The sequence below is a fragment of the Pyrococcus horikoshii OT3 genome, from assembly GCF_000011105.1.
In the GTDB taxonomy this organism is placed as follows: domain Archaea; phylum Methanobacteriota_B; class Thermococci; order Thermococcales; family Thermococcaceae; genus Pyrococcus; species Pyrococcus horikoshii.
Window position 1 is genome coordinate 175,999 of the sequence record NC_000961.1, and the last position, 22,222, is coordinate 198,220.

Here is a 22,222-nt window from a genome sequence, read left to right on the forward strand (position 1 = left end):
AACAAAATTATGGGATTTATAAATTCATAGGGTAAAAAGAAAAAGATTGATCAGCCGTAGATAACTTCATGGGACGTTATCTGTTGTAATAGCTTTCTTTCATTTCCTAGAACCTTATCTACTGCTTTAAGGAAATCCTCCTGAGTTACGTATGTCCTTCTCTCCCTAATTGCAAACATTCCAGCTTCAGTAGCTATGGCTTTTAAATCTGCTCCGCTTGCTCCCTCTGTCATTTCTGCTATGGCTCTTAAGTCAACGCCTTTGAGTTTCATTCTTCTCGTGTGAACTTTTAAGATTTCAAGCCTTCCCTCGAAGTCTGGAAGTGGAACCTCAATTAGTCTATCGAATCTTCCCGGCCTTAGTAGGGCTGGATCTAGTATATCTGGCCTATTAGTTGCGGCTATAACCTTTACGTTTCCTCTTGGATCGAATCCATCCATTTCAGCGAGTAGTTGCATGAGTGTCCTGTTAACCTCCCTTTCTCCTCCTGTGGTTTCATCCATTCTCTTTGCTCCTATTGCATCAATCTCATCTATGAATATTATTGTTGGGGCCTTCTCCTTTGCAAGTTCGAATAACTCATGAACGAGCCTTGCACCCTCTCCAATGTACTTTCTAACGAGCTCGCTTCCCACAACTCTAATGAACGTTGCGTTAACCTCATGGGCGAGGGCCTTTGCCATTAACGTTTTTCCGCAACCTGGGGGGCCGTATAAAAGAACACCCTTTGGAGGATCAATACCAACTTCTTCAAAGAGCTCTGGATGTTTGAGGGGCAGCTCTATGGCTTCCCTTAACTCCTGTAGTTGCTTTTTCAAGCCTCCAATATCGTTGTACGTTACATTTGGTCTTTCTATGACCTCAAATCCCAGTACTGTGGGATCTTTAGATGTGGGGAGTATCTCCACCACGGCCATTGTCCTTTGATCAAGTGCAACCCTAGTTCCTGGTCTCAGCTTTTTCCTGTCTATCCAGGGGGCTATTCTAACTACGAACCTTGGGCCATTGTAGTTTTGGACTATGGCCCTATCCTCATCTAGGACCTCTATGACCGTTCCTGCAAAAGCTGGAGGTTGTCTTAGTCTTGACATCTCACTTCTTAGCCTAGATAACTCCCTCTCTAGTCTCTCTTTGTCAGCTTCAAGCATCCTCACCTGAAGTTCAAGTTGTCTTATCCTTCTCTTGAGGTACGTTATATAATCATCGTAATCCCCTTGAAATTGAACTTCGTCACCACTCATTACACTCACCTCTTACCTAAATGATGTAGGTTTTTTAAAGCTTATAAAGGTTTGTTTGAAAGTGAGAAATCATAAAATCTTAAAGCTTTGAGAATTCAAGGGCTTTCTCGGTTTTCTTATCAAAAAGAACGAGTAGTTCTTCTTTAACTTTGATCGTTACCTTCTCTCCAAAGCTGAAGTGTTCCCCCTCTGGTGCAAATACCTTAACGATCGAATCATTTACTGACACTGTAACGATCTGCTCCCTTCCTAGGGGCTCAAAGGAATAAACCTCTCCGACGATCCCTTCTCCCTCACCCTTCACTATCTCAGCATCGTGGGGTCTGAACCCTATTATGACTTCGGTGATTCCAGTTTCCTTGACTATCTCAACGTATTGCTTGGGTATTGGTAATTTGCTCTTTTCCGTTATTACCAATTTTCCATCTTCTACTTTGGCCTCCACAAAATTCATTGGTGGATTTCCAAGGAAGCCCCCAACGAATTTATACTTTGGCTTATAGTAGACTTCATCGGGAGTTCCAACTTGGAGTATCTCACCTTCCCTTATCACGGCTATCCTATCGGCCATAGCTAAAGCTTCTGCTTGATCGTGGGTTACGTACACGGTAGTTATGCCGAGTTCTTTTTGAAGCCTCTTCAATTCTGCTCTAACTTCCAATCTTAACAGGGCATCTAAGTTGCTGAGAGGCTCATCCAGCAGAAGAACCTCCGGTTCTTTAACTAATGCTCTTGCTATTGCAACTCTCTGCTGCTGACCTCCGCTGAGTTGCCATGGATATCTGTTGAGTAATTTATCTATGTGGAGCATCTTCGCAACTTCCCTAACTTTTTTGTCTATTTCCTCTCTTGGAGCTTTTCTAAGCTCTAGTGGAAAGGCTATGTTCTTGTAAACAGTCATGTGAGGATAAAGAGCCCAGTTCTGGAAAACAAGTCCAACGTTTCTATCCTTAGGTGGTAGTTCCGTTACATCCTTCTCGTCAAAGTATATCTTACCCGACGTTGGCTTGTAAATTCCAGCTATCGTGTATAATAGTGTTGATTTTCCGCTTCCAGATGGTCCCAATAAGGCCATGAACTCCCCATCTTTTATCTTTAGATTTATATTGTTCAGCGCTGTGAAATTTCCAAACTTCTTAACTATATTTTCGAGCTTGATCTCTACCATCTTAATCCCCCTCTCACCCTTTTATACCTCCTGAGTACCCTCTAAGTAACAGTTGTTGGGCCGTTAAGAAGAATATTATAGTGGGTAGCAAGTATAGAGTTCCAGCGGCCGCTATCATGGGCATATGGGTGTACTCTGCCTCTATGTTTGCCTCTATAAAGGTGGCCAAGGTTTGGTCAATGAGGAATGTCCTCACGTAGATTATATCCTGCCATCCAGCTAAAAAGGAAAATAGTGCTACTGCTAGGATCCCTGGCTTTATAAGGGGAAGCATTATTTTTCTCCACACTGTTATTCTTGAGGCTCCATCTATAATTCCGGACCATTCAAACTCCCAGGGGATATTGTCAAAGAATCCCTTCATGAGCCAGACCGACATCGGAACCTCTAAGGCCGCCCTTGCAAATATAACATAGATAAAAGAGTATAATCTAACAAGAGACTGCTCTCCTGGGAACGAGATCCTGTAAAGTAGATAAACTCCCACTATTAGGGCAACTCCAGGAAATGCGTGGAGAAGCATTAATGATGTTATCATGAGCTTCCTTCCCTTGAAATCCATTCTTGAAAGGGCGTATCCGGACATCACACTTATTATTGTAACAAGGCCTGAAACTCCAAGAGCAACTATTAGCGTGTTTAAGAATATTTTCCCCATGTTTACCCTAACTCCTCCCGTGATAGCTAACTTACCTCGAAAAACATTGATCCAGTTTTCAAGGGTTACATGAAAGTCCTTAAAGTCAAAATTTGTGATCATAGTTGTGCTGAAGCTTGAAAGCATTAAGAGCGTGAATCCAATTAATAGGGGTAATGATGCAAGAAAGATCGCTAGGATTAAGACGACTTCTCCCTTCTTGGATCTCGTTTCAACATCCTTCATTAAAGATCACCCCTTGGCTTCTTGATCATCTCCTCAAATTTCAGAACTTTCAGAGTTATCATTCCACCGACTATTCCAAGTATTGAGAGTATTACCGCAGCTGCAGCTGCTAACCCTTGATCTTGTTCCCCTCTTCCAAATGCAGTATTAAAGACGTAAAGCGCTAGTGTCGTTCCATAATCTCTGTTTACTAAATCCCACTCCACAAGGAGGAAGAGGTGCGGATAGGTTGTTAACAAGCTTAGGAATTGCCATGTCAAAACATATAGGAAGTGCCACTTCATCAGAGGTAATAGGATCCTCTTTGATATCTGCCAAGCAGATGCTCCATCGACTCTTGCCGCTATGACTAACTCTTTTGGTATTTGATTTAGGGCGGAAGTAAACACTATCATGCCAAAGCTTACACCTACTAGACCGTTAACGAAGATTATAATGGACCATGCTCCCCATGGTACAATTTGACCCCAGGGAATAGGTTCATTTATAAAGCCGAGCTTCATAAGTATAGCGTTCAACGTGCCTATTTCGCTTCCGTGGAAGAAGTAGTACCAGACGAGGCTATAAACCGCTATCGGAGACATTCTAGGGAGAAGCCATAACAGTCTAAATATAGTACTTGGTTTCTCGCTCATAAAGAAGGAACCTAAAGCGAGGCCTAACCCTCCCAATACGTTGATTATTAAGGTGATCATAACGAAAACTATTGTAGTAAGAACAACTGCTTTAAAGCTTGGATCGTATTTAAACATGTGGAATAACCTTTCATAATTGTAAGCCCCAACAAAATCTCCTAGATATCTCTCAACGTTCCAATTTCTCATTCCAGTAAAGCTAATGTATACCGTTAATACAAGGGGGATTAAGTAAAATAGGGCAACCATTAATAACATGGGAGAAAGGAAAAAGGAAAGGGCCCTGACCTTGTCGTTACTCATTTAATCACCCCTGGGGGAACTTCCAGTCCTTTGGAATTTCTCCCACTATTTCTACGTTCTTTGAGAGCTCTACGTCAGCATTTATCTTGTCCTCTATGAACTTTACTGCTTCTTCTGGTGTCATCTCCCCTCTTAGAACTTTATCTACCGCTTCCTTGAATATGTCTGCTAGAGCTGGATACTTCGGATGGGCCGGGGCTAGGTGGGTGTACTCTAGCATGTAGCTAACGTCGGCTAAGAACTTGGCATTTATTGGGTTCACGGTCTTCTCCACTATCCCCTTGATGTTCTCTTTAACCTCTGGGGCTAAGTCCAGATCTAAGTTCTTGAGCTTGTTAAGCCATGCATCGTCCTTTATTAACTTAGCAGCTTCCTTTCTAACTGGTAAGTGAGCTGAGATAACACTGTGGATTGCATTTATCTCTGGGTCACTAGCCTTAACTATCATGAGGAATGCTAATGCATGATAAACATCCTTGAGCTCCTCGTACTTTGGATTAAGTTGTCCCGCTTTTGAGTTTATCATCCAGATGAAGGGTTGGCTTAGCGTTACCGGCTTGTCTCCCTTTTCACCTGCTGGGAATAGAGTGTATGCGAACCACTCTTTAACTTCCTCGGGTTTTAAGGGCCTTGGTGTTCCCTCCTTAGAGTAGTAGTCTTTCGTTTGCCACTCTGTCCAGTACCATGTTCCTCCGATGTCAAAGAGCGTTCTTCCTTCAACGATCGTTGGATGGATCTGCTTTGCCCAATCCCAGCTCATGATATCCTTTGGTAGCAATCCATCCTGAGCAAACTTCCATTCTACGTAGAGCCATTTGTATACTGCGGGAACGTCTAGAACTAACTTGCCATTCTTTTCATCGTAAAGCTTCCCTCCGAACGCGAATATGAACTGGATCAAGTCTGGATGGGCTGAACCCTTTCTGTGTATCAATCCCCATTCGGCACAGCCCTTTTCCTTAGCCTTCTTTGCCCAGTAGTAAACATCACTCCAAGTAAATTCTCCATTCTTAACTTTCTCTGGTAGACTTGAAACATCTAAGCCAGCGCACTTGGCGACATCCCTTCTTATATACAAGGGTCTTGCCTCGGTGTCTTGTGGTAGTCCATAAAGCTTTCCATTATACTTAGCGGCCTCAAGTAGTGAAGGATAGAAGTCATTTATCAGAGATTGATACGCTTTTGCATAATCCGTTATGTCAAGAATGTATCCTTCATCCGCTAAGTTTGGAAGGAACGCATAACTGTTGACGAAGAAATCACCAGCTTGGCCGAGGGGTTGCTTGCTTAGGAACTCTTGATATTGATCCTTGAAGCTCTGGTCGTATTTTACTGTGACGGTTATCTTGACGTTAATTCCATTCTCCTTCCATATCCTATTTATTTTATAGGCCGCGTCTACAATTCCGTAAACTCTCATTACACTGTTTGGATCCCCGGATCCCCATGCTGCGAACTTCACTTCACTTATTCCATTCTTTTCAAGTATCTTTCCGATCTCTATGACATCTTTATTGAAATCTCCTGTTAATTTAACTTCTGATGGTGCCTGGGTTTTCGTTGAGGTTCCACCAATGCAACCGCTGGCGAACACTGCGAAAAGCATTAAAGCCACTAGTATTACTCCTTTGCCCCTCATCTTTCACCCCCCTTAGAGGACGAATTAAGAAAGTACACTAAAATTGAAAAGTCCAATGTAAGTTATTCGGGGTATTTAAAAAGTGTTTCGGTTAGATATTAATTTCTCTCAGAATAGGTAAAATAATGAAAACTAAGCCTTGAGCTCCTCTTTTATAGTTTCTGCAAGTCTCTTTATTCCCTCCATTATTTTGTCTTCATCCACGTACGTAAAGTTGAGTCTCATTGTGTTCTTAACATCCCTATGCGCATAAAATGCTTCCCCAGGGACGTAGGCTACTCCCTTCTTTATAGCCCTTTCAAGCATTTTCTTTGAGTCTATTCCATCTGGAAGCGTTACCCAGATGAACATTCCTCCTTCAGGCTTTGTCCACTTAACGCCTTCAGGCATGAACTCCTCTAAGGCCTCGAGCATTGCATCCCTTCTTGGCTTGTAGAATTTCCTTATCTCTGGGATATGCTTTTCGAGGTATCCACCATCAACATACCTCCAGGCAACTACTTGACCGAAGACATTTGTGCATAAATCGGTGCTTTGCTTTGCAATTTCCATCTTCCTTATAATTCCAGGATCTCCAACCATCCATCCAATTCTAAACCCTGGAGCTAATATTTTTGAGAACGTTCCTAGATAAATTACTCTACCCTCGTTATCCAAGGCCTTTATCTTCTTTTCTGGATTTCCTGAGTATCTTAGCTCTCCGTAAGGATCATCTTCAACGACTATGAAATCATACTCACTCGCGAGCTCCAGGAGATATTTCCTCCTATCTTCGTTCATTGTAACTCCGGCTGGATTCTGAAACGTTGGAACTGTGTATACTACTTTCACTTTCTTTCCTTGGGATTTAAGTTCCTTGAGCTTTTCTTCAAGTATCTCAACCTTCATACCCTCATCATCTAGGGGAATTTGGATGTATTGGGGCTCATAGAAGTTAAAAGCTTGGAGTGCCGCTAAATACGTTGGGGCTTCTACAACAACTATGTCCCCTGGGTTCAAAAACACCCTACCAATCAAGTCTAACGCTTGCTGAGAACCACTTGTTATCATTATATCATTATCCTGGGATATTCCATACCTCTTTCCTAGCCATTTCATTAGAGTTTCCCTTAGAGGCGTGAATCCTTTTGTAGTTCCATATTGTAAAGCTTTGTCAGCGTATTTCTCCATGATCTCCACTAGGATATCTCTAATAATCTCCTTTGGGAATGTTTTGGGGTTAGGCAGCCCTCCTGCTAGGCTTATTATATCACTAGTTTCTACAAGTTTTAATAGCTCTCTAACCTCTGAAGCCCTCATTTCTAGAGCTTTTTTCGAGAAGAACCTTTCAACATCCCCAAGCATGCTTTTAATGTTCTCTTCCATCCCAATTCCCTCCTGAGAGTGAACATATATGTTCAGCTGAACATCTTCATGCACTGGTATGTTTCGTCAATTAAATATAAATGTTTCGGCATTTCCTGATTTTCATGTTTACTTTTGTAAAGTTGTAGGTTACAAATGATGCCTCAAATGTAAAATATCTAGAAAAGATGCGGGGGTAATAACCCGCCCAAGTTCATTGACTCCGCCTTCGGCGGTGCTCCCCGGGCTTCATAAATTATTTCAAGAAAGGAAATATAAATCTAATCTTCCCATGGTTCTTTATACTTTAATGCCCATCCAAATTCTTCCTTCAGTATATCTATCGCTGCATAGGGTGGTATTATTCCCCTCTCCGTTATGATAACGTCTATGTACTCTGGTGGAGTTACATCAAAAGCGGGGTTCCAAACCTCTATATTCTTGGGCCATGTCCTCAATTCTTCCTCCGGTATAACTTCGGTAGGATCTCTCATTTCTATCTCAACCAATTGACCAAGCATCGTCGCCGGATGGAACTTATAAGTCTCGGCCGCTATCATAACCCAGACCCGGTGTTCTTTAGCAGTTAATGCTATTAATGACGTCCCTATCTTATTTATTACAGCACCATTAGCTGTTATAGAATCAGCTCCCATAACAACCTTATCAGTCATCTTCATATAGTGCCTCGCAGCTGAATCAACGATGTAAATTACTGGAATTCCATAACTTGCTAGCTCTTTGGCCGTAATCTTTCCCTGCCACTTAGGTCTCGTTTCCGTGACGATGACCTTAATGTTCTTTCCTTGCTCAAATGCCTTTTTCATAACACTAATCGCGGCTTTGCTGTGACAATGTGTCATTATTATATCCCCATCCTCAATTCTCTTAGCCCCTATTTCTCCTATCCTTTCTATGGCTTTTTCTGAATTGTATATGAACTCCTTTGCAGAGTTTATCGCTGTGAACCTTAGGGTTTCTAGGTCAGCACCTCCTAAATAAGCAGCCTTTACCCTGTGCATCACGTACCTTAAGGCGTTTGGTAAGGAAACAGCGGTTGGCCTTGTATTGTATAAGATTTTAGAGGCCACCTTTAGTTCGTTCCATAACTCTTCGGGCTCCTTAGCTTTGCTTTTTTCTGCTTGTATCATTAGAGCTTGTGCGGCGGCCCTAGCTATCCTTCCGGCCCCCCTTATCTCCATACTCTTTATCTTTTCAGCAGTCTCATAAACTTCCTTAACTATCATGGCTCCCACTTATATATTGGTATTCCTTTATAGTTAATTAATTTCATTCCATTTGGAGTCCTATCCCCAGTAAGTGGGACTATGTAAAGTGGAATTTTTAGTTTCCTTGCAAGATCGAGGAGGGGTTTCATCATCTCGGGTGCTGGTCTTATTGAATAAATTGCCTTGGCATCCTTGTATATCCCTAAGGTTGGATTGAAGATATCATCAACAACTCCTTTGATTCCCTGCTTTCTTGCATAATTAATTGCTTTTTCATTGATATCTACTACGAGGATATCAATTCCTGATTCTCTTAGCCTTTTAGCAACCTCTAAGTAGAAGCCTACTCCAATCTCGACGATTTTTCCCCTTCTAATTTCCCTTGCTATTATCTCTGCAACCTCGATCATTTCCTCTCTGGGGCTTGGACTAAAATTATATCTCCAACTGCTGTAACTTTTTCGTAAGGAACTCCAACCCTTTCTCCTGGTAGTGCAAGTATTAGAACCTTTCCTTCGCCCTCCTTGATGTCAATTACAATTTCATCAACTTTTCCAATGTACTTGCCCCTGGTGTTATATATCAGCTTCCCGTACATCTTTGATAATTCCATAACCATTTAGTTCACCATTCCCTAACTATGAACTAGTAAATTTAAAAGTATTAGTAGCAAATTTTTATAAGCAAGGCTCCTTAAATAGCCCCTTTGTAGTGGTGAGATTATGGTAGTGTTTAGGATCCCAAGGGGTAGCGCGAAGGTCAAGGTTGAGAGGGCCGATCCTAAGGTGTATTTTCAAATATATAATTTATTATCATTTAGGAGGGATTTTGGAAGGTGGGATAAGGCCGAGAGCCTCTACGATCCATATACGAACACCTTTCCTATTGGATTGTTACCCAGGGTAAAAAAGTACCTTAATTCAAAAGGGTACAAGGTTAGGGTTAAAGATGAGAGGGTAATTGAGGGGGAACCTCTAAATTCTCAGTGGAATGAGGAGTATAAGCTGAGGAAGTACCAGAAAAAAGCCGTTAAATTGGCAATAAAAGAGAAAATGGGTGTTCTTGCCCTACCAGTAGGTAGCGGGAAAACTGTGGTAGGGCTTAGAATTATTCATGAGATCAATAAGAGTGCCCTTGTAATTGTACACACGAAGGAATTGCTGTATCAGTGGGCTAATAAGGTTCGAGAAATCTTAGGAGTAGAACCTGGGATTATAGGGGATAACAAGTGGAGCGAAGGTCCCATAACCGTTGCAATGATTCAAACTTTACTTTCCCGAGGAACAGATAAGCTCCAGAACAAGTATGCAATCGTGATGTTTGACGAGTGTCATAGAACTTCAGCGGCTGAAAAGTTTTACAAGGTTGGTATTAGTTTACCTCAAGTTTACAGGTTCGGACTATCGGCTACTCCCTGGAGGAGATTAAGGGGAGAGGAGATGAAAATCGAGGGTGTCGTTGGCCCAATAATTTATGAAGTCAAAGCAGAGGATTTAATTAAGGAAGGTTTCTTAGCTAAACCAAAATTTGAAGTTATAGAATACGATTCTAAGATGCCGGCACTTGCCGATAAGTATAAGGAGCTTTATGAAGAAGCAGTTATGGAAAATGAAGAAAGGAATAGGGCTATAGTTGAAAAGGCTATAGAATTAGCTAAGCAGGGTCATAGGGTACTAATCGACGTTAAGAGGATAGATCATGGGGAGATACTCGTGAAGATGCTTAGAGATAGGGGAATTAATGCTGAATTTTTGAGCTCTCAGAGTCCTAATAGATGGGAAATACTTGAAAAGTACAAGAAGGGGGAGATACCAGTTTTAGTTTCAACGCTTTTGAAGGAAGGTGTAGACATTCCAGAGATATCTGCAATAATTTTAGCGGGAGGAGGAAAAAGTGATGTAATGACAATTCAGACAATAGGTAGGGCCTTAAGGCCAAAGCCTGGAGGAGAGGCCGTAATAGTCGATGTTAGGGATACAGATCCTTTACTCTTTACGCATTTCATAGAAAGACAGAAAGCGCTCAAGCAATATTACGGGAAATACTATAACATTTGAACTATATACCTTGGCATTTGAAATAGGGTTTCATGCTTGTCTGGATCGTAGTATTCGAGTCCTAACTTCTTACCCTTCTCTGCATCAACTTTCATAAAGTCAATACTTCCCTTGACCCCTACCAAAAATGCCCAGGGTGAAGCATAGCCTATTACTGGGAATGAGTAGTAGTAGACTTTATCAAATACCTTCCTCATTTTTCTGTACGCCGTTAAAAATTCATCTGTGAATAAGTATACACTCCCCGCTTGGGTTACGTAAATTCCTGGATCGTTAAGGGCCCTGTATGCGTTTTTGTAGAACTCTTCGCTGAAGAGCATTTCTGCAGGCCCAACTGGATCTGTGGAATCAACTATTATCACGTCGAATCCAGAGTTTTCCTCTATGAACTTAACACCATCCCCAATTATTAATTTACCTTTCTCATGCTTATCTGAGAGCATCTTTTCTAGGATCCCTCCATCGATCCCTATGTACTTTGCGGAGATCTCAATGACTTTCTTGTCAATTTCTACCATTATGACTTCTTCTACCTCTTCATGCTTCAGAACCTCTCGTATTGCCCCTCCATCTCCCCCACCAATAATTAAAACTCTCCTTGGGTTTGGATGAGCTAACATTGCGGGATGCACTAAAGGTTCATGATAGCTTTTTTCTCCCTCAGTAACTAACTGAACGGTTCCATCGATGGCGAGTAGCTTTCCAAAGCCTTCGGTCTCGTAAACTTCAATTTTTTGATATTCAGATTGCTCTTCCAAGATCTTTCTTTTAACCTTAAACGCAACACCATATCCCCTAGGATACCACTCGATAAACTCCATATCTCTCACCTAATTCAATACCATAATTAAAAGTTTTATAAGAATGCCGTAATATAAAAGTGGAGGGGCACCGATGGAAAGTACTCGGAGAATCTACGCTTCTCCTTCATATGAAGTTTATGGCCTATCCAGGAACCCATTCATAGAACTTGCGAGTGAGGGAATTGAAGATATAGAGTCGATTCATGTTTATCAAGAGGTTGATATGAGGATTTCATCCCTAATATCTGATGTCATAGGAAATAGAAGTTCAATAACGCTTTCAATAGTAGGCCCTCTTGGAATGGGTAAGACTCAAAGGCTCAAGAGCATTGCGAGGGTGATAGAGGATAGAGGTGGAAAGGTTATCTACATAAAAGTTGATACCACCGATGTATTGAAAATTACGAGGGATATATTCGCCTCTTTAAGACCACCTAAGAATAGAACGAACGTGTTCTTGGAAAACCTTTCGAGGAAGTTAGGATTTATAACAAGGTTAGAAAAGATGCTATCTTCAACGGATGAATATAAGAGCAGAGATATAGCGGAAATGCTGACTAGGGAACTTTCAAAATATCAGTATTCGGCGTTGCTTTTAGATGAACTCGAGAACATGAGAGGTGCAACTGAAAAGGAGAAGATACTATTCTTTGAAATGCTGAGACACTTCATAAGTAATATGCCCCCTGGCTGTGTCTTCGCATTTGCTAGCATCCCAGAAGCTTATGAGGAATATTCAAGCCAGTTCCCTGCTTTCTTCATGAGGTTGCATTACGAATTCAAATTGAGGCCCATGAGCTATCAGGAAATTATAGAGCTAGTAAAGAAGAGACTTGCAAAAGTTAGGATAAGGGATACAGCGGATCCCCTGTATCCATTTACCGAGGATGCTATAAAACTAATCCATGAATTAGGAAAGGGTAATCCGAGACAAATCCTTAGGTTATTAAATTACGTTTTAAGTGAGGCCGTGAAGCACAAATTCGATCCAATAAATGAATACGTTGTTACAACGATCTTAGAAGAGCCTAAGAGTTTGGAAGAATATATAGCTAGAATACCCAGCGATTTCAAGGATCTCGTGAAGGTCATTGTTGAGAAGTTCGAAGGAGGCCCCGTGAGTTACATTCAGATAGCCAAAGAACTAAAGATCCCCGGAATGGAAGCTTATGAAAAATTAGAACACTTGGTAAGCCTGGGCTTTCTAGTGGGAGATCCCAGGGGGAACTATAAGGTTCCCGATTACGTTAGAAAGTTCCTGGAGGAGAAGGGGGAATGAACTACGAGGAGCACGTCTTGCTAGGTTTGGGGACTTACCCTCTCTTTGTGCTTTTAGCTTATATCCTCTCAAATTATCTTCCATTAAAGCTGACATTCCCCTCCCTAATCCTTGGATATGCATTTTATGTCCTAGGTAGCGATCTTCCAGATATTGATCATCCAGATTCCTTAATTCATAGAGGAATAAAGCCGATATTCTCAGTAATCCTTGGGAGCATAGTTGCCGTTAAGGTGTACCCTTATTTGAATGTAAAATACGCCCTAGTGGTCTCGTGGATCGTGGGGGGAGCGTTTGCATTGATTGGTTGGTTCCTATTTTCGGCCATGATGCCCAGGCACAGGGGAATAATTCATTCCGTATTGTTTGCAGTAATCTATGGAATCGTTGTATTTTTCGCTGTTAAGTATGGGACGTCGCTCTCAAATGGGGAAGCATATTTGGTAGGTTTTGCTTCATTTATGGGATATCTTTTGCATCTAATTGCCGATAAAAGCGTCAAGCTCCTTTAATAAGGTTTAACACTATACCTCCAGCCCCTGTGATCATCATTTGAGCTCCTATGGCCATGATGAACAACCCTATAATTCTTATCGTAACGCTGAGTGCCGTTTTGCTTATCCCCCTCATTAAGTATAGGGCTATCATCATTAGCGCGGCCGTTATTGCTATGGCAATTAGCGTCCCGACTATAGAGACTATTATCCCATGCTCGGCCGTTAGCGTTATTGCTGCAGTTATTGCCGCTGGCCCTGCAATTAATGGCGTGGCTACGGGAACTGCGGCCAGGGCTAGTATATTCTTCTCCCTCTTTATTGTTACCATTCCTCCCCCTTCTAGGGCTTCCAATCCAATTTTAAATAACACAAATCCGCCAGCTACTCTAAGGGCATCTAACTCTATGTGAAATATATCCTGAAGTATTATCTTCCCAGCGACCGCAAAAAGGAGTAAAAGGATAAATCCGATTAAGTTTGCCCTTATAATTAGACTTTTTACGTCCTCTATATGGAAATCCTCTCTAAGCAGGCTTACAAGGAGGATCTTGTCACTCGGATCTATCATTATGAGCATCAATAGGGCCGAGCTAAGGATCTCTTTGAGCATGCATTCCTTCAGGGGCTAATGACTTATAAGCTTCACTCTACAATTTATTTTAAGGTGATATCATGGGAAAGGTTGGGGCGATAATTACTATAATCTTCCTTTCCTGGATAGTATACTCAGCTTATTTTATCTTAAACTTTCATCCGGAAATCTCAGGTGAGTGGGGGGCTGTTAAAGGGGACAACATAGAGCTCTTGCTAAATGTTGACCTTAGCAATCCCTCTCCAGCTCCAATACTCTTGGAAACGATAAAAGTAAAGCTTGCGGGAGTTAAGATTGGGGAAACTAAAAGGGCTAACATAGCTATATTTTCGAGAAAGGTCACAATAGACTCTATAATAAACCTCGATAACCTGACTACAGCTTTAATAAATCACATTAAAGAGAAGGAAGAAAGCACCGTTAGCGTGTATGCAAAGTTGGAGTTGTTCGATGTAATCCCAGTTGAGTACTCTAGGGATGTAAACTTTCAAACGGATCTTCTAAGTTACCTGAAGAATTTGAGGGTTGAGCCAAAGATATACAGCATAGGTGGAATACCCCTTAAGACCCCAGGAATAGAGGGTATGGATGCAAAATGGGGTAGGGTCTCTAATGATAGCATTGAAATTATTGGGTGGTTGAAATTGTATAATCCGAATTCATTTCCAATACCCGTTACGGGTCTTAGTGCTGACCTTTACATGAATAGCGTGAACATTGGAAAGGGCGTTATCCTGAAGGGAACAGTCCTTCAGCCGAATTCCAGGGGGGAAGTTAAGGTTAAGCTGGTGCTTGACGTAGATAACTTCAAGGAAGCCTTCAAAACCCACATCACTAATGGAGAGAGAAGCACTATAAGGGCCGATATAAATCTAGTAGTGAAGGTTGGTGGGGTTGAATATGAGATTCCAATAAAGGATATTGAAACGACGTTTGAAACTGATATCCTTGGTAGCATTAAATTTGGTTAATCTCAAACAATCTCGGGGGATATTTTAACAAATTTTTGGCAAATCATTAAGGTGTGCAAAAATTTTTCATTATAGGGGATGATTGTCTATAGGGTGGAGCCCCCGAATAAGGGGGTAAAGCCCAGGGGTCAAGACGGCGGCGTCGGGGGGATTGGGGGCAAAGCCCCCGGAATGAACCCCGCCCTCCTCCCCTGGGTATAGGGAATGCGCTCCCGAGGAAAACCCCGAGTGGGGGACCCCTCGGGAGTAAGGCAGGCCCGGCACCCCGGTCAAACCCCCGGACGGGGAATTTGGTACTCCCCCGCGTGGGGAGTTCCACCGGCCGTACTCCCTTAATTCCGGTTGATCCTGCCGGAGGCCACTGCTATGGGGGTCCGACTAAGCCATGCGAGTCAAGGGGGCGTCCCTTCTGGGACGCCACCGGCGGACGGCTCAGTAACACGTCGGTAACCTACCCTCGGGAGGGGGATAACCCCGGGAAACTGGGGCTAATCCCCCATAGGCCTGGGGTACTGGAAGGTCCCCAGGCCGAAAGGGAGCCGTAAGGCTCCGCCCGAGGATGGGCCGGCGGCCGATTAGGTAGTTGGTGGGGTAACGGCCCACCAAGCCGAAGATCGGTACGGGCCGTGAGAGCGGGAGCCCGGAGATGGACACTGAGACACGGGTCCAGGCCCTACGGGGCGCAGCAGGCGCGAAACCTCCGCAATGCGGGAAACCGCGACGGGGGGACCCCCAGTGCCGTGCCTCTGGCACGGCTTTTCCGGAGTGTAAAAAGCTCCGGGAATAAGGGCTGGGCAAGGCCGGTGGCAGCCGCCGCGGTAATACCGGCGGCCCGAGTGGTGGCCACTATTATTGGGCCTAAAGCGGCCGTAGCCGGGCCCGTAAGTCCCTGGCGAAATCCCACGGCTCAACCGTGGGGCTCGCTGGGGATACTGCGGGCCTTGGGACCGGGAGAGGCCGGGGGTACCCCCGGGGTAGGGGTGAAATCCTATAATCCCGGGGGGACCGCCAGTGGCGAAGGCGCCCGGCTGGAACGGGTCCGACGGTGAGGGCCGAAGGCCAGGGGAGCGAACCGGATTAGATACCCGGGTAGTCCTGGCTGTAAAGGATGCGGGCTAGGTGTCGGGCGAGCTTCGAGCTCGCCCGGTGCCGTAGGGAAGCCGTTAAGCCCGCCGCCTGGGGAGTACGGCCGCAAGGCTGAAACTTAAAGGAATTGGCGGGGGAGCACTACAAGGGGTGGAGCGTGCGGTTTAATTGGATTCAACGCCGGGAACCTCACCGGGGGCGACGGCAGGATGAAGGCCAGGCTGAAGGTCTTGCCGGACGCGCCGAGAGGAGGTGCATGGCCGCCGTCAGCTCGTACCGTGAGGCGTCCACTTAAGTGTGGTAACGAGCGAGACCCGCGCCCCCAGTTGCCAGTCCCTCCCGCTCGGGAGGGAGGCACTCTGGGGGGACTGCCGGCGATAAGCCGGAGGAAGGGGCGGGCGACGGTAGGTCAGTATGCCCCGAAACCCCCGGGCTACACGCGCGCTACAATGGGCGGGACAATGGGTGCCGACCCCGAAAGGGGGAGGTAATCCCCTAAACCCGCCCTCAGTTCGGATCGCGGGCTGCAACTCGCCCGCGTGAAGCTGGAATCCCTAGTACCCGCGCGTCATCATCGCGCGGCGAATACGTCCCTGCTCCTTGCACACACCGCCCGTCACTCCACCCGAGCGGGGCCTAGGTGAGGCCCGATCTCCTTCGGGAGGTCGGGTCGAGCCTAGGCTCCGTGAGGGGGGAGAAGTCGTAACAAGGTAGCCGTAGGGGAACCTACGGCTCGATCACCTCCTATCGCCGGAAACCCCGTCCGGGGGACTAAAGGGGTGCCGGGCCTGCCCTTTTGTTGGTGGGCCGGTAGCTCAGCCTGGTATGAGCGCCGCCCTTGCAAGGCGGAGGCCCCGGGTTCAAATCCCGGCCGGTCCACCACGAAGAGATGCACGTCCCGAGCCCAGCTCGGGACGGAAGGGCCCAAGGCCCCCGAATAGGGGGCGACGATGAGGGCCGTGCATAGGCGGGTGGCCCAAGAAGTGCCTGGCCCCTCCGGTAGGGGGTCAGGACTCTAAGCCGCCCGGTGGATGGCTCGGCTCGGGGCGCCGACGAAGGGCGTGGCAAGCTGCGATAAGCCCCGGCGAGGCGCAGGCAGCCGTCGAACCGGGGATTCCCGAATGGGACCTCCCGCGGCTTATGCCGCACTCCGGGGTTTATCCCCGGAGGGGGAACGCGGGGAATTGAAACATCTTAGTACCCGCAGGAAAAGAAAGCAAAAGCGATGCCGTGAGTAGGGGCGACCGAAAACGGCAGAGGGCAAACTGAACCCCGGACCGACGAGGTTCGGGGGATGTGGGGTTGTAGGGCCCCCGTATGAGACCCTCGCGGGTGAAGCCGAAGTCCGCTGGAACGCGGCGCCGGAGAGGGTGATAGCCCCGTAGGCGTAAGCCCGCAGGGTCTCGGGGGACCCTGAGTACCGTCGGTTGGATATCCGGCGGGAAGCTGGGAGGCATCGGCTCCCAACCCTAAATACGTCCCGAGACCGATAGCGAACTAGTACCGTGAGGGAAAGCTGAAAAGCACCCCGGGAGGGGGGTGAAAAGAGCCTGAAACCGGGCGGCGATAGGAGGGTGCGGCCCGAAAGGAATGAGCCTCCCCGAAGGAAACCGCGGCGACGCGGGAGTACGAGGGGAGGGGACCGGGGTTGCACCGTCCGTCTTGAAACACGGGGCAGGGAGTTCGCGGCCGTGGCGAGGTTAAGGGGGTTAAGCCCCGTAGCCGCAGGGAAACCGACATGCCCGCAGCCGGGCTTATGCCCGGTGAGGGGCGGGGTGCGAAAGCGCCCGGAGTCACGGCCGCGAGACCCGAAACCGGTCGATCTAGCCCGGGGCAGGGTGAAGTCCCTCAACAGAGGGATGGAGGCCCGCTAGGGGTGCTGATGTGCAGTTCGCTCCCGTGACCCCGGGCTAGGGGTGAAAGGCCAATCGAGGCCGGAGATAGCTGGTTCCCGCCGAATCATCCCGCAGGATGGCCTCCCCGGAGGTAGGCGGTGGGGTAGAGCACTGATTGGAGGTGCAGGGGGCGAAAGCCCCCGGCCTCCTGTCAAACTCCGAACCCACCGCCGCCGTAGATGGGGGGAGTAGGGTGGCGGTGTAAGCCGTCCACCGAGAGGGGAACAACCCAGACCGGGGTTAAGGCCCCAAAGTGCCGGCTAAGTGTTACTCCAAAGGGTGTCCCGGGCCTTAGACAGCGGGGAGGTAGGCTTAGAAGCAGCCATCCTTTAAAGAGTGCGTAACAGCTCACCCGTCGAGGTCCGGGGCCCCGAAAATGGACGGGGCTCAAGCCGGCCGCCGAGACCCCGGCGCACGGACCGATTGGTCCGTGATCGGGTAGGCGGGCGTGCCGGTGGCGTAGAAGCCGGGCCGTAAGGTCCGGTGGAGCCGCCGGTATCGCGGATCCTGCCGGGAGTAGCAGCGTAGTCGGGTGAGAATCCCGACCGCCGGAGGGGCCAGGGTTCCACGGCAATGGTCGTCAGCCGTGGGTTAGTCGGTCCTAACCCCGCCCGTAACTCGGCGCGGGGGAAAGGGAAACGGGTTTATATTCCCGTACCGCGGGGGTAGGTGCGGCAACGCAAGCCCGGAGGGTGACGCCTCGGGGTAGGCGGACCGGCCGATGAGGCCGGCTAAGCGTATAAGCCCGGGGAGTGCCGTAATGGCGAGAACCGGGTGAAAGCGCGAATGGCCCCCCGTTAGGGGGGTTCCGCCGATCCCTGGGGCCCGTGAAAAGCCCTCCGGGAATTCCGATCCCCCGCGACCGTACCGAGAACCGACACAGGTGCCCCTGGGTGAGAAGCCTAAGGCGTGTCGGGGGAAACCCGGCCGAGGGAACTCGGCAAACTGGCCCCGTAACTTCGGGAGAAGGGGTGCCTGCGGGTGCGTAACCCGCAGGTCGCAGTGACTAGGGGGGCCCGACTGTTTAATAAAAACACAGGTCCCAGCTAGCCCGAAAGGGTTTGTACTGGGGCCGACGCCTGCCCAGTGCCGGTATGTGAAGCCCGGGTACAACCGGGTGAAGCACCGGTAAACGGCGGGGGTAACTATAACCCTCTTAAGGTAGCGAAATTCCTTGTCGGTTAAATGCCGACCTGCATGAATGGCGTAACGAGGTCCCCGCTGTCCCCGGCCGGGGCCCGGCGAAACCTCTGCCTGGCGCGCATGCCAGGGACCCCCGGTGGGAAGCGAAGACCCCATGGAGCTTTACTGCAGCCTGCCGTTGCCACGCGGCGAGGGGTGCGCAGCGTAGGCGGGAGGCGTCGAAGCCCGGCCTCCGGGTCGGGTGGAGCCGTCCATGAGACACCGCCCACTCCTCGCCGCGTGGCTAACCCCCGAAAGGGGGGACAGCGGTAGGTGGGCAGTTTGGCTGGGGCGGCACGCCCCCGAAAAGGTATCGGGGGCGCCCTAAGGTCGGCTCAGGCGGGTCAGGAATCCGCCGTAGAGTGCAAGGGCAAAAGCCGGCCTGACTGGACCCGTAACAGAGGCGGGTCCAGCCCCGAAAGGGTGGCCTAGCGAACCCCTGTGCCTCCCCGGTGGGGGCCAGGGATGACAGAAAAGCTACCCTGGGGATAACAGAGTCGTCTCGGGCGAGAGCCCATATCGACCCCGAGGCTTGCTACCTCGCTGTCGGCTCTCCCCATCCTGGCCCTGCAGCAGGGGCCAAGGGTGGGGGTGTTCACCCATTAAAGGGGAACGTGAGCTGGGTTTAGACCGTCGTGAGACAGGTCGGATGCTATCTACCGGGGGTGTTGGCCGCCTGAGGGGAAGGTGCCCTTAGTACGAGAGGAACAGGGCGCCGCGGCCTCTGGTCTACCGGTTGTCCTCCCGGGCATAGCCGGGCAGCTACGCCGCAGCCGATAAGGCCTGAAGGCATCTAAGGCCGAAGCGGCCCCCGAAAATAGGCGGCCGTTCCCTGGCATTTGGGCCTGGGTGACCGGCCCGTAGCCAGGGACGAGGGCTCGGGTAGAAGACCCGGTTGATGGGGCGGGGATGTAAGCGGGAAGGGTCAACCGACCCGCTTAGTCTGCCGCTCCCAATCGCCCGAGGTCCTGTCCCCCGAAGGAGGGGCCAGGCACTTGACAGGCCACCCGCCTATGCACGGCCCTCGAAACCATTAAATATTCTGTTCTTGAGATTTTACCTGGTGGTAACATGGGAATTCTTGAGAAGCTTCATCGTTTTCCTCCAAGGTACGGTCCAGAATGGGGAAGTGGGGGAATTTTTGGTTTAAGGTACCACAACGAAACCCTATACTTTACCTTGGCATTTGAAGGTGAAGCCCATTTCATTACCAACGATTCTCATGATGTTTATGAGTTCCAACTCGTGGGACCGAGACCGACGTCTGGAGGGGACACCTACAATGCCGTAGAGGTTGTCGACGAGTTCATTTACTTTGGAGGTTGGGTTCATGCTCCAGCAAAATTCAGGGGAAAGGAAAGTGGCCAAGCTACAATTGATTTCTCAAACAAGTACTCTCACGTTCACGAATATGACACCTTAACCGGAAGGGTAAGGTTGGTTTGGAAAGAATCAATTCATCATCCTGAAAAGTGGTGTGGTGAGGTGAGCGAGATCCTTTATAATCCCTATACGGATGAGCTACTTCTCGCTAGAGAAGATGGCCATGAGAATCTTGGAGTTTACTCCCTGGATAGGAGGAGGGGAGGTATTAGAAGATTAAGTGATAAACCTAGCCCTAAGGGTACTCAAGTTCATGACGTTGCCTTCTTTGGGGTTGGAAAGAATTATACCCAAGGGCTAAGAGAGATCCATGCTCTAGATATGGTGAGCGAGAAGTGGGATGCGTTTGGGCTTGGTGAAAGCCTTGATGGGGAAAGATATTTGGCTCCTCATTTGGGTGCAATGGCCTCTATAAATAACAGGGCTTTTGCCTTCGTCAGAGGTGGAATCTTCGTGGGTAATCCCTACAATGGGGAAGAATTTAAGTTCGTTAGGCTTTTTGACTTTTACACGTTTTATGCTCCATTTAGGGTGAATGCACTACCCTTTGGAGGAGGTGTTTTGATAGGTTTCAACTCTCACCATGATGCCTATTATAAGCCCAGGAGCGAGGAGGAAATGATTTACCATAAATTCACGAACACAATAGTAGGTCCCAGCGTCCTGGTCTATATTACCCCTCCGAGCGTTAGAATAGTCGGTGTGTTCGGAGCTAGAATTACATCTCTGGAGCAGGTTAAGGATAAGATCCTTGTGGCAACGAGTAACACTCCAAATACTGGGGCCCTGGATGCTACACCTTTTGATACAGGTCAAAGAGGAATAGTAGTACTCTCCCAGGATGAAATTTTGAGGACCTCACCTCCAGTTAGATTTTCAGTTCCTTTAGGCCCTGTCTTTGAGGCCGGGGGAGACACTTTTGGAGGAATACCGCTTGAAGGTTATAGGGAACCGAGGCTTATCTTAAAGGCCTCTAAAGAAAATAAGCTAAGGGTTTATGAATATGACCTAGCCTTACCCTTAGAAAATGCTGATTACGATGAATTCGAAATAAGAAGGGGAAGAAACGTTATAGATCTCTCTTCATTCTCAGGGATCGTTTCATTTAAAGTTAAGGAAGAGGACAAATCAGGGAAGGCTATTATAGAGTTGAGGTGAATTCAATGGAGTTGCTCATTATCAAGGAGAGGAGAATTGACTATGATGGATCTGCAATAAGAAGTCATTGGGCATATAGGAACTTTGGAATACTAGGTGATTCATTGGTCGTGTTTAGGGGCAAGTGCAACGTTAAGGTCGAGGAAATGGTTGACATAGAAGATCTTAGGCTTAGGAAGGAGATAAAAGGGGATGATATGGTGCATTACATTCTTGAACTTTTTTGGCACCCAGATATATTGTTGGCTTCTTCCCTTCAGAAGCTCCTCATAGCTAGGCTCGTTGAATTGCTTTGGAATTATGGGATCGAGGCTAGTAGAAGGGGTGATGATATTTATGTAAACGGAAGAAAGTTGAGCATATCAATAGCCACTGTCTCGCCTGTTAGTATTAAGATCCACATAGGATTGAACGTGAAAACGGTTGGCGTTCCTCCTGGGGTTGATGCTATTGGGCTAGAGGAGTTAGGTATAGATCCCACTGAGTTTATGGAGAGGAGTGCAAAAGCCTTAGTGGAGGAAATTGAAAAGGTTAGGAAAGACTCCTTAAAGGTTAGATGGGTAACGTAATATTAAGGTTCCCACTACTGGAACGGCAATGTTATCCTCTATGGATTTTTGATACTCACTTAGGGTTAGTATCCTGCAATTATCGCAAAGTATGTTTTAAATCCTAAGAATCCGAGGATAAGGAGCGTTGTTATCGAGGCCGAAAAAGCAAAGAATACCTCACCATAATTATCTTTTATTTGGAACCACCTTAACTCTTTCTCTTTTAGGTGTAATACTAGCTGTGCTCCTCCAAACAATGCTGCAAAGAATGAAAAATATTCTTTTGTCTATCAATCCTTCATAGAGCATTAAGATTGCTGGAACAA

General features: G+C 47.3%; 18 protein-coding genes, 1 tRNA gene and 2 rRNA genes. 9 read left to right on the top strand and 12 right to left on the bottom strand.

Going from position 1 to position 22,222, the window contains the following annotated elements:
* Positions 1 to 50: 50 nt before the first annotated feature.
* The 9 genes from PH_RS00910 to PH_RS00950 form a co-directional block, all read right to left on the bottom strand.
* On the bottom strand, positions 51 to 1,241 hold the full coding sequence (locus PH_RS00910; protein ID WP_048053057.1) for a proteasome-activating nucleotidase: 1,191 nt from the start codon (positions 1,239 to 1,241) through the stop codon (positions 51 to 53).
* 79 nt (positions 1,242 to 1,320) lie between these two features.
* On the bottom strand, positions 1,321 to 2,409 hold the full coding sequence (locus tag PH_RS00915) for an ABC transporter ATP-binding protein (RefSeq protein ID WP_010884310.1): 1,089 nt from the start codon (positions 2,407 to 2,409) through the stop codon (positions 1,321 to 1,323).
* A 13-nt stretch (positions 2,410 to 2,422) separates the two neighbouring features.
* Positions 2,423 to 3,292 carry a carbohydrate ABC transporter permease gene (locus PH_RS00920; RefSeq protein ID WP_010884311.1) on the bottom strand — a complete coding sequence of 290 codons (870 nt, stop codon included), beginning with the start codon at positions 3,290 to 3,292 and terminating at the stop codon, positions 2,423 to 2,425.
* On the bottom strand, positions 3,292 to 4,230 hold the full coding sequence (locus PH_RS00925) for a carbohydrate ABC transporter permease (protein WP_010884312.1): 939 nt from the start codon (positions 4,228 to 4,230) through the stop codon (positions 3,292 to 3,294). Before PH_RS00925 ends, PH_RS00920 begins: the two co-directional genes overlap by 1 nt.
* Before the next feature lie 4 nt (positions 4,231 to 4,234).
* Positions 4,235 to 5,869: an extracellular solute-binding protein gene (locus PH_RS00930; RefSeq protein WP_010884313.1), complete on the bottom strand. Its 1,635-nt coding sequence runs from the start codon at positions 5,867 to 5,869 to the stop codon at positions 4,235 to 4,237.
* Between the two features lie 132 nt (positions 5,870 to 6,001).
* Positions 6,002 to 7,234, bottom strand: coding sequence for a PLP-dependent aminotransferase family protein (locus PH_RS00935; protein WP_048053058.1), 1,233 nt, complete (start codon positions 7,232 to 7,234; stop codon positions 6,002 to 6,004).
* A gap of 260 nt (positions 7,235 to 7,494) precedes the next feature.
* Complete coding sequence (locus PH_RS00940) at positions 7,495 to 8,460, bottom strand: ribose 1,5-bisphosphate isomerase (protein ID WP_048053059.1); 966 nt, start codon at positions 8,458 to 8,460, stop codon at positions 7,495 to 7,497.
* Complete coding sequence (locus PH_RS00945) at positions 8,457 to 8,852, bottom strand: UPF0146 family protein (protein WP_010884316.1); 396 nt, start codon at positions 8,850 to 8,852, stop codon at positions 8,457 to 8,459. Before PH_RS00945 ends, PH_RS00940 begins: the two co-directional genes overlap by 4 nt.
* Positions 8,849 to 9,061, bottom strand: coding sequence for a PRC-barrel domain-containing protein (locus tag PH_RS00950; RefSeq protein WP_010884317.1), 213 nt, complete (start codon positions 9,059 to 9,061; stop codon positions 8,849 to 8,851). The genes PH_RS00945 and PH_RS00950 overlap by 4 nt, the downstream gene beginning before the upstream one ends.
* A gap of 103 nt (positions 9,062 to 9,164) precedes the next feature.
* On the opposite strand from PH_RS00950, the gene PH_RS00955 reads away from it, so the two are divergent.
* Positions 9,165 to 10,499, top strand: a complete 1,335-nt coding sequence (locus PH_RS00955) for a DEAD/DEAH box helicase (protein WP_010884318.1) — start codon at positions 9,165 to 9,167, stop codon at positions 10,497 to 10,499.
* Here the strand turns inward: PH_RS00955 and speE are convergent.
* Positions 10,487 to 11,320 carry a polyamine aminopropyltransferase gene (gene speE, locus PH_RS00960; RefSeq protein ID WP_048053060.1) on the bottom strand — a complete coding sequence of 278 codons (834 nt, stop codon included), beginning with the start codon at positions 11,318 to 11,320 and terminating at the stop codon, positions 10,487 to 10,489. The genes PH_RS00955 and speE overlap by 13 nt on opposite strands.
* Before the next feature lie 73 nt (positions 11,321 to 11,393).
* On the opposite strand from speE, the gene PH_RS00965 reads away from it, so the two are divergent.
* On the top strand, positions 11,394 to 12,581 hold the full coding sequence (locus PH_RS00965) for an ATP-binding protein (RefSeq protein ID WP_010884320.1): 1,188 nt from the start codon (positions 11,394 to 11,396) through the stop codon (positions 12,579 to 12,581).
* A complete protein-coding gene (locus PH_RS00970) occupies positions 12,578 to 13,093 on the top strand; it encodes a metal-dependent hydrolase (protein ID WP_010884321.1) in 516 nt (171 codons plus the stop codon). Before PH_RS00965 ends, PH_RS00970 begins: the two co-directional genes overlap by 4 nt.
* Here PH_RS00970 and PH_RS00975 read toward each other — a convergent pair.
* Positions 13,080 to 13,688 (bottom strand): MarC family protein, encoded by a 609-nt coding sequence (locus PH_RS00975; protein ID WP_010884322.1) that lies wholly within the window; start codon positions 13,686 to 13,688, stop codon positions 13,080 to 13,082. The two genes, PH_RS00970 and PH_RS00975, sit on opposite strands and share 14 nt — an antisense overlap.
* 62 nt (positions 13,689 to 13,750) lie before the next feature.
* Here PH_RS00975 and PH_RS00980 point away from each other — a divergent pair, with 62 nt between their 5' ends.
* From PH_RS00980 to PH_RS01005, 6 genes are all read left to right on the top strand, one after another.
* Entirely contained in the window at positions 13,751 to 14,641 is an 891-nt protein-coding gene (locus PH_RS00980) for an LEA type 2 family protein (RefSeq protein WP_010884323.1), read from the top strand.
* A 335-nt stretch (positions 14,642 to 14,976) separates the two neighbouring features.
* Positions 14,977 to 16,473, top strand: a 16S ribosomal RNA gene (locus tag PH_RS00985).
* A gap of 58 nt (positions 16,474 to 16,531) precedes the next feature.
* A tRNA-Ala gene (locus PH_RS00990) sits at positions 16,532 to 16,609 on the top strand.
* Positions 16,610 to 16,730: 121 nt separating this feature from the next.
* Positions 16,731 to 19,780, top strand: a 23S ribosomal RNA gene (locus PH_RS00995).
* The 16S and 23S rRNA genes sit together here with 1 tRNA gene alongside, the layout of an rRNA operon.
* Before the next feature lie 95 nt (positions 19,781 to 19,875).
* The gene (locus PH_RS01000; RefSeq protein ID WP_010884324.1) at positions 19,876 to 21,345 is read left to right on the top strand and encodes a DUF2139 domain-containing protein; all 1,470 of its coding nucleotides are present in this window, start codon (positions 19,876 to 19,878) and stop codon (positions 21,343 to 21,345) included.
* 5 nt (positions 21,346 to 21,350) lie between these two features.
* Entirely contained in the window at positions 21,351 to 21,914 is a 564-nt protein-coding gene (locus tag PH_RS01005; RefSeq protein WP_048053061.1) for a DUF366 family protein, read from the top strand.
* A gap of 65 nt (positions 21,915 to 21,979) precedes the next feature.
* Here the strand turns inward: PH_RS01005 and PH_RS10070 are convergent, their stop codons facing one another.
* Entirely contained in the window at positions 21,980 to 22,153 is a 174-nt protein-coding gene (locus tag PH_RS10070) for a hypothetical protein (RefSeq protein ID WP_010884326.1), read from the bottom strand.
* Positions 22,154 to 22,222: the final 69 nt, after the last annotated feature.